We start from the raw sequence: 11,396 nt of genomic DNA on the forward strand, positions 1-11,396 counted from the left end.
CCCAAGTAATATAATTCTATCTCTATCTTGAGGAACACCATACTCTAAAGCATTTATCAATCTTTCTGTCAGTACATATCCAGCTTGAACAAGCTTTTGTTTAAGAAATTCAAAAAACATCTTATGTTTTTGAGTTTTATAAAGTCCCTTGACATTTTCAAACAAGAAAAAATCCGGTTTTTGTTGTATGATTAATTCAATATAGGTATCGGATAATCTGCCATTTTCTCCATTTTGACCTCTATTTTTTCCACCTACGGAAAAGTCGGGACAAGGTGGCCCCCCGATAAATCCTATTAGTTCTGATTGTTTTCGAGCATCTTGAACTAATTCCCAAAGACGTAATGCTTTTTCTCCTTCGGTGAGTTGAACAATATCGGCATTTTCTCCACTATTGTAGCCATATTCTGGCTCGGGAAGTTGAAGGCATTTTCTAGAATAACGGTAAGCTTTTATGAAAGTTGGATTAATATCACTAACATACGCTATTTTAAAGCCGCTTTTTTCAAATCCTAAATCTAAAAATCCTGCTCCTGAGAAAAATGAAAATATACAAATATTCATAAAGTTTTAAGAAAATATTGTTCAGCACTTCAACATATCAGGTAGGGATTGATGCTGTCAAGATAAGTTCACCATAAAACAAGTTTAGATGATTAATTCCTGACTGAATATAAATGTAGAGTTTTTGGCTAAATTTTCTTTATTGAGGATGAATCAAGTCAAGTGACTTGACTCAACCCAATCTATTTTGAAGTTTTAAAATGAATGACTTTCGCTGCACTATGGGTTGTATCTTTCCAAAAGGAGAGCTGACTAAATCGCTCAAATAAATCAGGAGGTAGTATACTTCTACGGGCTTTAAATTCTACCCGAGAGCGAACAGTATGTAATCCTTCTGTTCTCAACCTACGATCAAATTCTGGTTCTTCGTACTCGATGCTTTCGAGATCGTGATCAAAGGGTTCTTCTCCTAGAAACTGATAAATTAATGATAGGGTTTCCTCTGGAGATATCGCTAAAAACTCATAGTCTACTAATAGTAAACGCTCCGCTTGTTCGCTGTAAAATGCTTCTTTGAGAGCATTATAAGCAAATCCAACTAAACGGTTTCCTTGGCTTAACGCTTCTGTGCGACTGTATACGGTTGAAATTTCAGCTCGATTTCTAAACATTCTAGAAATTTCAAACGCATTCCGCCGAACTAATCGCTCCAAAGAATCCATTACCCAAGCGACATTACGCACACAACAAATGACTTTTGCTTCAGGAAACAATTGACAAATTAGCGGTAACTTGCTGCACCAAAGTCTATTTGTATCAAAAACAACTTTTTTTTCAGCAAGTTGCTGTTGATAATAGGCAGAAAAAATACTCAGGATCAAATCACGCCTCTGATCTTGAGAAAGGAACACGGAGAATTCGTTCTCCTCGCTCATCGCATCAAGCATTCGGTTGACTAAACCCCCGACAGGCGATGTCATTCCTGCATGAAAACGAGGATTTTGCCTCAGTATAGCTGCCAGCACCGTTGAGCCAGCACGAGGTAAACCCGAAATAAAGTGAATGGGGCTAGATAGAGACACAGTGTATGTATTCACCTCTTATAAGCTCTCAAACTGCACATCAGTATTTGAACAAATACTTCCTAGTGCTTTTGCCCATGATATCAAATTTGAGGATTCACCCTCAAAAGCACAATTGGATTATAAGACTAATGATACTTCTGCTTTCTCTTATATCTACCATAATTTATCAAAAAATCAACATTTCTTCATCCTGTTAAGCTTGATCAAGCTTTGAGCATGACTTGGATAACTTGACGAAATCTTTCAACTTGGAGAGCTAGCCCTGAAAATCTATCTCTGAAGTCGTTTCTCAAAATAACAGATAGATCATCCGGTTTATAAACAGAGTTAAAATTAGCAATTTACAGGGACATTCATTCACCTTATTGAGCTTTTTTTACAGTTAATAAAAATAGTTCATCACCGCATCTCTATTCAAATCTAACTTGAGATAGAGTTTTGACTCCCCCCAATATGCTAAATTTTATGGTAATATAGTTTGAGGAGCAACAATAAACAGAAAAAAGAAGTTTTCTAAATGATGAAAAAAGCTAGATTATTAGAGCTAATTGCAGGGAAAAATCGGGGAATATTAGCTAGTGATTTAGAGCGTCAGGCGATATTATCGGCGATTGCCCAACTCGAAGATTATAATCCTCATCCTAAGCCACTAGAAGTACCTGAACTGTTGGAGGGGAACTGGCAACTGGTCTACACTAGCAGTAGAGAATTGCTCGGAATTGATCGGTTTCCCTTTTACAACTTAGGTAAAACTTACCAATGTATTCGGGTGAAAACAGGTAAAATTTACAATATTGCTGAAGTCATTGGTATCCCTTATTTAGAAGGTTTAGTCAGTGTCGTTGCTGGATTTGAAGCGGTATCTGATCGACGAGTAGAAGTCAAATTTAACCGTTTTGTTATCGGTTTACAACGATTTATAGGTTATCAATCTCTCCATCCGTTTATTAATGCTGTAGAGTCGGGTAGAAAGTTTTTGGCGATCGACTTCAACATTGAACCCGGTAATCAACAAGGATGGTTAGATACTACCTATTTGGATGATCAGATGAGAATTGGACGAGGAAATGAGGGAAGCGTGTTTGTGCTGATCAAGGTTCCTTAGTCTTGCTAAGTGCGATAGGTGCGATCGCTATGATCATTCTCAGCTCATCAAAAAAGAGTCGGGCAGTTTGAAGTTCAAAATTGATTTTGTTGGTTTTCTTTAGAGTATAATTTTTTACCAGCAGCAAAATCGCTTATACTGTTTTCAATTGCAATTTTTGTGTTATAATCCTCATGCTTGCAGTCGTGAAAAACTCAAGACAACTAACTCTATAGACAAGATAAAAAGCCAATGTATACAAAATTCTGTCAGAGGTATCTACATCGGTTCAAAAGTCCTGACCATCAGGATATTTGAAGAACTAAAGATAGATGTCTATAGAATAAATAGGATGAAGATTGAGTCCTAAAAAAGATAGGGAAACATTCATTGAAATGAGCGGAGTTTACCCGACAAAATTTTGGATTGTGGCAGATCGTTTTTATGAATTTCAACGATGTCAACTGTTAAAAATAATTTGATATGGGAAAAGGTGTATAGATGAAAATAGCTCTAGTTCATGACTACCTAACTCAGAAGGGAGGAGCAGAGCGTGTTTTTGAGTTGCTTTGCCGCGCTTTCCCCAATGCTGATATCTTTACTTCACTGTATGAACCCCAAGAAACAATCAATCTAGGAAATAGACTGGTATACACGACTGCGCTGCAAAATATTCCAGGAGCTGCTAAAAATTTTCGACTCTTAGCTCCCTTTTATTACCGAGCTTTTCGTGCTTTAAACTTACAACAATATGACTTAATTCTTAGTAGCAGCACCAGCTTTGCTAAAGCGGTGAGAAAACGAGCTGGAGCCAAGCATATTTGTTTTTGTCATAACGTCACTCGTTTCCTGTGGGATACGGAAACCTATCTAGATAAGTATCAAAAATATCGGGCATTTTATCCGTTCTTGGAACAAGTATTTCGGGCGATGAGAAAAGCCGATCACAAGTATGCTCAGGAGCCAGATGTTTATATTGCAAATTCCACAGAGGTAGCAAATCGGATTGAGAAAATCTATAATCAAAATGCGATTGTCGTCAATTATCCAATTGAGACCAGTAAGTTTTTCTTTTCGAGTTCTAAAGAAGATTATTATTTGGTAGCATCTCGTTTCTTAGGATACAAACGGATTGATATTACCATTAAAGCCTTCAACAGACTCGGATTGCCTTTAAAAATTATTGGCAGTGGGCCTGAAGAAGAAGCATTAAAATCCCTAGCCAAAGAAAATATTCAATTTTTAGGTTTTGTCAGTGATGAACAGCGTCAGCATTTAATGGCAAATGCTCAGGCTGTAGTTGTTTCTGCCTTAGAAGATTATGGTTTAGTTCCTATAGAAGCCAATGCCTGTGGTACGCCTGTTATCGCCTATGGTGCAGGGGGTGTATTAGATACTCAAATTCCAGGATTTACCGGATTATTTTTTGAGGAACAAACATCAGAGTCCCTCCACAAAACCCTACTGAAATTTCCAGAAATTCAATGGGAGTATGCCAAAATTAGAGAGCATGCAATCAAAAACTTTTCAGAGGTTGCATTTTTTAATAAACTTGAGCCGATCTTTGAAAAGATTTGTGGGCAGAGGATAATTACACAAGTCAGTCAATCCAAAGTTGCTTAGGTGGTCGGAGGTTATGACATCAAACTTTCCCGAAATTCATTCAGAAACCGATTTAGGGTATGGAAAATTATTTGCAATACTTCTGCGCCGACGCTTTTGGCTACTGAGTATCTTTGTGATCGTTGTGTCGATTACAATTGTCAAAACGAAGTGGTATACAGAGCCAACCTATGAAAGTAAAATGCAGCTTTTAGTTGAACCTAATTTTCCCGCTAGACCGAGTGGTTTACAAGAAGAACGGGAAAATTTAACGTCTAAACAAGATTATGCAACTCAACTAACTTTAATGCGAAGTTCAAAATTTACAGAAACGGCAGCTCAGTTATTACAATCTGAATATCCACTTCTAAAGGGAGAGGATATAGAGAAAAATTTTAGTTTATCTCAGATAGAAGAGGGAGAGACGGAAACAAGAGTTTTTGAAGCCATCTATACTGATAACGATCCGCTTAAGACTCAGAAAGTCTTAGAGGCAATGCAACAAGTCTATCAAGACTATAATACAGAACAAGATCAACAGCGTTTAGACCAAGGACTTTCTTTTATTAATGAGGGATTACCAACAGCTCAAGAAAAATTGATTCAAGCAGAAGGATCTTTAGAAAAGTTTCGCGAAAATCAAAACCTCATTGATCCTGAACAGCAAGCAAAGGCTGTTACTGATGCACTCAATGCTGTAGAAAAAGATCTACTTGAAACTCGAATTAAATATCAAACGACTCAAACTCGCTATGAAACGCTACAAGATCAACTTCAACTTTCTCCACAGTCAGCGCAAATTGCAGCTCGTTTAAGTGAATCTTCTCGTTATCAAGAGTTACTGAATCAACTTCAACAAACAGAAATCCTTTTAGCTCAACAACGAACAATTTTTACTGATGCAGACCCAGAAGTTCAAAAGTCACTTGAACAACGTCAAAGTTTGCTAGCATTATTGAGGCAAGAAATAGTTAGAATTTTAGGAGAAATTCCAGCAGAACTGAATGTGACGGCGGAAGACATACTCAAAACAGGGCAGCTTAGTGAAATCGATCAAATGTTAGTCCGTCAACTGGCTGAAACTCAAACGGAGTTGCAAACTTTACAAGCTCGTGTCCAAAGTTTAGCTGAAACAGAAGAAGAACTACGCGCTAAATTGAATCGGTTTCCCAGTGTCATTGCTAATTATAACCGCTTACAGCCGGAAGTCGAAATTCAGCGAATGACGATTAATCAGTTATTGGAAAAAAGACAGGATCTGAGTCTGGAAATTACTCGGGGAGGCTTTAGCTGGCAAGTTGTAGAACCTCCTCAGTTGGGTGAACAAATTGCACCCAGCCTGAAAAAAAATCTAGCTTTGGGTGGAGTTTTGGGATTATTCCTGGGAGGAATTGTTGCTTTCTTGCGAGAAAGCTTAGACGATACCGTTCATAGTTCTGATGAACTCAAACAAAAGGTCACTTTACCCTTGTTAGGAATTATCCCTAAAATTCCGCAGGCTCAAGCCAACACTTCGATTTTAAATCTATCCTTCCGTAGATCTTCTCCGGCTTATTCTGTAATTTTACAAACCATTTATTGGCTGCCTTTTCGAGAAGCTCTTGACCTAATTTATAAGAATATTCAGCTTTTAACTTCTCCCAATCCCGTCAAATCGCTGTTAGTAACCTCCGCATTAAATGAGGCAGGTAAATCAACTTTAGTTTTGGGTTTAGCCTTGAGTGCAGCTCGCTTACATCAAAGGGTTTTACTGATTGATGCAAACTTACGTTCTCCGGCGCTCCATGAACAACTTAATCTGCCGAATGAACAAGGATTATCAACATTTTTGTCCAGTGAAGTTTCTGCGCCTTATTTGCATCAAATCTCCCCACTAGGTTTGAGTATTGATGTCTTAACAGGAGGGCCAATTCCTGATGATCCAGTTAAGCTTTTGAGTTCTAATAAGATGCGGAAGCTAATGAAAATTTTTGAAATAAATTACGATCTCGTTTTATTAGATACCTCTCCAATTCTCGGAACAGTAGATGTGCTGGAAACAGCATCCTTCTGTGATGGAGTTGTCATGGTTGAACGGATTGAACAAATTACTCAGTCTGAACTGAATCAAGCAATCGCAATGCTCAATCAATTAAAAGTAATTGGAATCGTCGCTAATGGAGCAACTCATTCTAAAAATAGTTCTATAACTTACAGTGAACGAAATGGCAATTATTTAGTTCGCTCAGACAAATCTGCTATCGATTTTCGAGATTACACGCAAAATTAAAGCCGATCAAGGTTTTAATCTTTTCGGATAGTTTTCTGATTCTCTGTTGTTCCAACTTAATTGACTAATCATTAAATTATGATGTTATTTAAATTCCCTTATTACCTAAAAAATGTTTTTAAAAAAACACAGTTTTGGAAAGATAATTATTTAATTTTTCAAGAATTGAAGTCTGTGTCAAATATCGCTTTATTAGCATTGCTGTTTACCTTCCTGGCTGCTATTTTTGAAGGGTTTGGAGTTGGATTTCTGTTAACATTCTTACAAAGTCTCACTGAGCCAGATTACCAACCTATTCAAACAGGGATTGACTGGTTTGACGTTTGGATACTTGGAGTCAAAGCATCAGCAAATGAGCGAATTTATCGGATATCTATTCTGATTTTGATTGTCACTTTGCTGCGAACGGGTATGACCTACTTGAGCGAAGTTTACAGTGGACTTACTCAAAGTTATTTGGCTTATCAGTTAAGAGTCCGTCTATTTGAACAGTTTCAAAGTCTCAGTTTAAGCTACTTTACAAAAGTTAGATCGGGAGAATTAATTAACAGCATAACAGCCGAAATAGGACAGCTCATGCAAGCTTTTTCGCTGTTTTCTTTTATGCTAGTTAGAGGATCAACATTATTAGTCTATGTTGTTTCTATGATGTTGCTATCTTTGCAGCTTACCATTCTTTCTATCTTATTGTTTACCTTGCTGACTATCGGTGTATCAACACTGATTAAAAAAGTCCGAGAAATAAGCTTTGAGAGAACTAAAGCTAGAGGTTGGTATACTTCAATTGCCATTGAATTTATCAATGGGATTAATACAGTTCAGGCTTCGGCGGCTGAAAATTTTGAGCGCCAACGCTTCTATAAAGCGAGTGAAAATTTACTGAAATCTGATAATAAGTCTTTTGTTTTTAGTGCTTCAGTTGTTCCGATTTCTGAAGCCGTAGCAACCATAATTTTGATTGGAATGTTGCTCTTTTCTTTTGCCTTTTTAATTCCAACAGAGCAGCTCAAAATAGCTTCTTTACTCACCTTTATCTTTATTTTATTTCGTTTAATACCGATTACTCGTCAGCTTAATGGCGCTCGGACACAAATCAGTAGCTTCCAAGGTTCAATTAACAATATCAATGAACTGCTGAGAACGGATAACAAAACTTACCTCAAAAATGGGACTTCTCCCTATACTCACTTACAACAAAAAATAGTATTTCAATCCGTCAGTTTTGGGTACGATCAGGAAGATGTGATTTTACATGATATTAATTTGATCATTAAACGAGGTGAAATGACAGCTTTGGTGGGAGCATCGGGAGCCGGAAAAACAACATTAGCAAACTTGATTCCCCGCTTTTATGATGTCACTCAAGGTCAAATTTTAATTGATGATTTAGATCTTCGAGAATTTGATGTATACTCTTTGCGTCGAAGAATGGCGGTTGTCAGTCAAGATACCTTTATCTTCAATACTTCAGTTCGAGATAATATTGCTTATGCCTTAGAAAATGTAGAAGAAGAAGCAGTCGTAGAAGCGGCTCGTTTTGCGAATGCTTTAGATTTTATTCAAGAACTCCCCCAAGGGATGGATACAATCTTAGGAGATCGAGGTGTACGATTATCAGGAGGTCAACGTCAGCGAATTGCGATCGCACGCGCTATTTTACGTGATCCAGATATACTAATTTTGGATGAAGCAACCAGTGCTTTAGACTCAGTATCAGAGCGATTAATTCAAGAATCAATGGAAAAACTTTCTGTGGGTCGAACAGTGATTGCGATCGCTCATCGCTTGTCTACAATTGTTCGGGCTGATAAAGTTGTGGTACTGGAGCAAGGCAAAATTATTGAACAAGGAGGTTATCAAGATCTATTAGAACAGCGTGGAAAACTTTGGAAATATCATCAAATGCAACATGATATAAGTCAAGTTAGCTAAAATGGAGGTTATTCAATGAAATATCCATGTGTGTCAGTTATTATTCCAACTTACAATCGAATTTTAATGCTACAAGAGGCACTAGACAGTGTTTTTTCTCAGCAATTTGATGAAGTTGTTGAAGTTATTGTGGTTGATGACAATTCTCAAGACAAAACCTCTGAAATGGTTAGTCAGAAGTATCCACAAGTTCACTTGCTCAGCCTCAAGCAAAATGTTGGAGTTGCTGCGGCACGAAATCAGGCTTTATCTATAGCGAAGGGTAGATATATAGCTTTTCTAGATTCCGATGATCTTTGGGAAAAAGATTATCTCAAAATCCAAATTTCCGCCTTAGAGGGTCAAGAGAAATGTTTCACTGTGAGTAATATTTTGGTGTGGAATACTGTAAACAATGAAAAACAGATTCGAGTATTGAAGCCTGACTTAGAAAAATATAATTCACCCCTTCATCATTTGATGGTTGGAAACTTTATTCACATTCCCTCCTGTGTTGTTTTTCCTCGTCAAGTGTTGCAAGAGGTTGGTTTATTTGATGAAAGAATTAAGCGAGGTGAGGATGCGGACTTTTATGCTCGATGTTTAATAGCAGACTATACTCCTGTTTTTACCAATCAACCTCTAGCCATTCAACGTAAACATAACCAAGGACAGTCAACAGATGTCAAAAATCAAGAGGAGAGAATACAAAATCGGTTATTTATGATTCAAAAAAATTATCCCATCATTTCACTGAAAGGTGACTTCAAGGTTTCGCAAAATCAACTTTATGCTGATGTGTATCAAAAGTATTCCCGGTTGTATCTCAAGCAAAAAAAGATTTTTAAGTCCTTGAAATATTCCAAAAAACTAGCTGATTATACTTCTCTTAACTATGCTTTCTCTAACATAAAAAATGAATTTAAAGAAATATTATTCAATCGTTTCTCTCGTCTTCATAGCAAAATCAGACCAATTTTGAGCATAAAATGAAGATTTTCGAGAAAATGTTTAGACGTATCAGACTCAAATGATCAGACCCAAAAAACTATGATTAAAAATCACATTGAGATTTCGGTCATCATTCCAACTTACAATCGTCTTCCAATGCTTAAAGAAGCCTTAACTAGCGTATTTTCCCAAGATTACCAGGGAAACATAGAAGTTATTGTTGTTGATGATAACTCCCAAGATGGAACTTCAAAATTTATACTCCAAGAGTATCCCAATATTCATTTAATAAGTCTCGAACAAAATGTAGGATGTCCTACTGCTCGTAATCTAGGAATAAGTCAAGCCAAAGGACAATATATTGCCTTTCTTGACTCTGACGATCTTTGGGAGACGAATTATTTATCATCCCAGATTTTAGCTTTAGAAGGGAAAGAAAGATGTTTTTGTGTCAGTCATCTAGTTAGCTGGTATGTGATGAACAATCGAAAAAAAGTGGAGATTCAAAAACCAGATCTAAAAACCTATACATCACCCATCCATCATTTATTGATTGAGACTTTTATTCTGACACCTTCATCCGTTATTTTTCCTATCGAAATTTTTTATAAAGTTGGTTTTTTTGATGAAAACTTAAAATTAGGTTCCGATACTGATTTATATATTCGCTGTCTTTTAAAAGGTTATTCACCCCTCTTTTCAGAACAGTTTAGTGTAATCCGACGGGTACACAATGAAGGTCAAATGACCGATGCTAAAAATTTAAGAAGCAGAAAGAAAAGTCGAATTGATCGAATTCATAAATTTTATCCATTGCTTGATGAAAATCATAAAACGGTGTCTCTAAATCGAATCTATGCAGAACTGAATACGAACTTTGCCAGTTTATTTTTCCGGCGCAAGTATTTTGTAGACTGGTTAGTATGCTCTGTTCTTTCAGCGTATTATAGTTCTCCTCAGTATGCACTTAATAATATGAGGCTTGACTTTGCTCAAACAAAAGCCTTTAAAAGAATCCAGAAAAAATTGAAAGTTGAACAAAATCCTCAAACCTAAAAATGTTTACATCCTGACCCATTCTTGCCAAGCCTCAGCCGATTGAAGGAGAACAGTTAAAATGAAAGATTCAGTATCTATTATTATCCCCTGTTATAATGCAGAAAAATGGCTAAGAGAAGCTATTGATAGCTGTCTTCAGCAAACCTATTCTCCAATTGAAATTATTGTTATTGACGATGGTTCAACCGATAACTCCCTAGAAATTATCAAAAGCTATGGAGATAAGCTGATTTGGGAAACGGGAAAAAATAGAGGCGGAAACTACGCTAGAAATCGAGGGTTTGCACTTTCTAAAGGCAAATATATTCAATATTTAGATGCGGATGACTATATATTACCTGAAAAAATAGAAAAGCAAGTTTATTACTTAGAAGAAACAGGAGCAGATGTTGTTTATGGAGATTGGAGATTTCAATATCACTTACCCAAAGGAAAAATTTCACTGAGTGAGATTAATATTTGTGGCCCCCATGAAGATTTTCTAGAATTTTTGATTTCCGGTCAATACCCTTGGCTTACCACTATTGTTCCACTTTTTAGAAGAGCTGTTGTTGCTAATAGTCAGGGATGGGATGAGAATATTAAAAGCGGACAAGATAGAGATTTTTTTATATCAATAGCCCTAAAAAACGCTAAAATTTTTTATCAACCTGGTTGCTACTCAATACATCGAAAATATGGGAATATTACTGTTTCTACGTCAAACAAAGCCAGATGGCTAGAGCAGAACTTGTTGATTATGGCAAAAACAGAAAAAAAGTTAGCTGATTCCCATCGATTATCCTTGAAGTATCGAAAAGCTTTGGCTCGTTCCTACTTTACTTTGATAACTTACTGGTGTTCCTATTTAGGTTACTCAAACTATACTCAAATATTGTATAAAGTTAGGTCTTTAGATCAAGATTTTGAACCCAGTTACTCGAAAATATAT

The 11,396-nt window shown here is 36.6% G+C and carries 9 protein-coding genes; 7 read left to right on the forward strand and 2 right to left on the reverse strand.

Translation table 11 applies throughout. The features are described 5' to 3' along the window. Window positions 1-564, reverse strand: a 564-nt coding sequence (locus tag WN50_RS24070) for a DNA cytosine methyltransferase (protein ID WP_046276964.1), incomplete at its 3' end; no start/stop codon positions are given. Window positions 565-746: 182 nt separating this feature from the next. Next, window positions 747-1,601 carry a sulfotransferase family protein gene (locus WN50_RS24075; RefSeq protein WP_235441113.1) on the reverse strand — a complete coding sequence of 285 codons (855 nt, stop codon included), beginning with the start codon at window positions 1,599-1,601 and terminating at the stop codon, window positions 747-749. Between the two features lie 505 nt (window positions 1,602-2,106). Here WN50_RS24075 and WN50_RS24080 point away from each other — a divergent pair. The 7 genes from WN50_RS24080 to WN50_RS24110 all read left to right on the forward strand — a co-directional run. Beyond that, window positions 2,107-2,694, forward strand: coding sequence for a PAP/fibrillin family protein (locus WN50_RS24080; RefSeq protein ID WP_046276966.1), 588 nt, complete (start codon window positions 2,107-2,109; stop codon window positions 2,692-2,694). Window positions 2,695-3,174: 480 nt separating this feature from the next. After that, window positions 3,175-4,296, forward strand: coding sequence for a glycosyltransferase (locus WN50_RS24085; protein WP_046276967.1), 1,122 nt, complete (start codon window positions 3,175-3,177; stop codon window positions 4,294-4,296). A gap of 13 nt (window positions 4,297-4,309) precedes the next feature. Then, window positions 4,310-6,544 (forward strand): GumC family protein, encoded by a 2,235-nt coding sequence (locus WN50_RS24090; RefSeq protein ID WP_046276968.1) that lies wholly within the window; start codon window positions 4,310-4,312, stop codon window positions 6,542-6,544. Window positions 6,545-6,622: 78 nt separating this feature from the next. Next, window positions 6,623-8,476 carry a heterocyst formation ABC transporter subunit HepA gene (gene hepA / locus WN50_RS24095; protein WP_235441114.1) on the forward strand — a complete coding sequence of 618 codons (1,854 nt, stop codon included), beginning with the start codon at window positions 6,623-6,625 and terminating at the stop codon, window positions 8,474-8,476. Between the two features lie 30 nt (window positions 8,477-8,506). Continuing rightward, window positions 8,507-9,448: a glycosyltransferase family 2 protein gene (locus tag WN50_RS24100; protein WP_046276970.1), complete on the forward strand. Its 942-nt coding sequence runs from the start codon at window positions 8,507-8,509 to the stop codon at window positions 9,446-9,448. Window positions 9,449-9,505: 57 nt separating this feature from the next. Next, window positions 9,506-10,462, forward strand: coding sequence for a glycosyltransferase family 2 protein (locus WN50_RS24105; protein WP_049561025.1), 957 nt, complete (start codon window positions 9,506-9,508; stop codon window positions 10,460-10,462). 61 nt (window positions 10,463-10,523) lie between these two features. Beyond that, on the forward strand, window positions 10,524-11,396 hold an 873-nt coding region (locus tag WN50_RS24110), incomplete at its 3' end, for a glycosyltransferase family 2 protein (RefSeq protein ID WP_049561027.1).

Source organism: Limnoraphis robusta CS-951, assembly GCF_000972705.2.

What these genes read in the sequence shown, in the direction of transcription:
- WN50_RS24105 (WP_049561025.1), top strand. Translation starts at nt 9,506, where the DNA reads ATGATTAAAAATCACATTGAGATTTCGGTCATCATTCCAACTTACAAT.
- WN50_RS24080 (WP_046276966.1), top strand. Translation starts at nt 2,107, where the DNA reads ATGATGAAAAAAGCTAGATTATTAGAGCTAATTGCAGGGAAAAATCGG.
- WN50_RS24085 (WP_046276967.1), top strand. Translation starts at nt 3,175, where the DNA reads ATGAAAATAGCTCTAGTTCATGACTACCTAACTCAGAAGGGAGGAGCA.
- WN50_RS24090 (WP_046276968.1), top strand. Translation starts at nt 4,310, where the DNA reads ATGACATCAAACTTTCCCGAAATTCATTCAGAAACCGATTTAGGGTAT.
- hepA (WP_235441114.1), top strand. Translation starts at nt 6,623, where the DNA reads ATGATGTTATTTAAATTCCCTTATTACCTAAAAAATGTTTTTAAAAAA.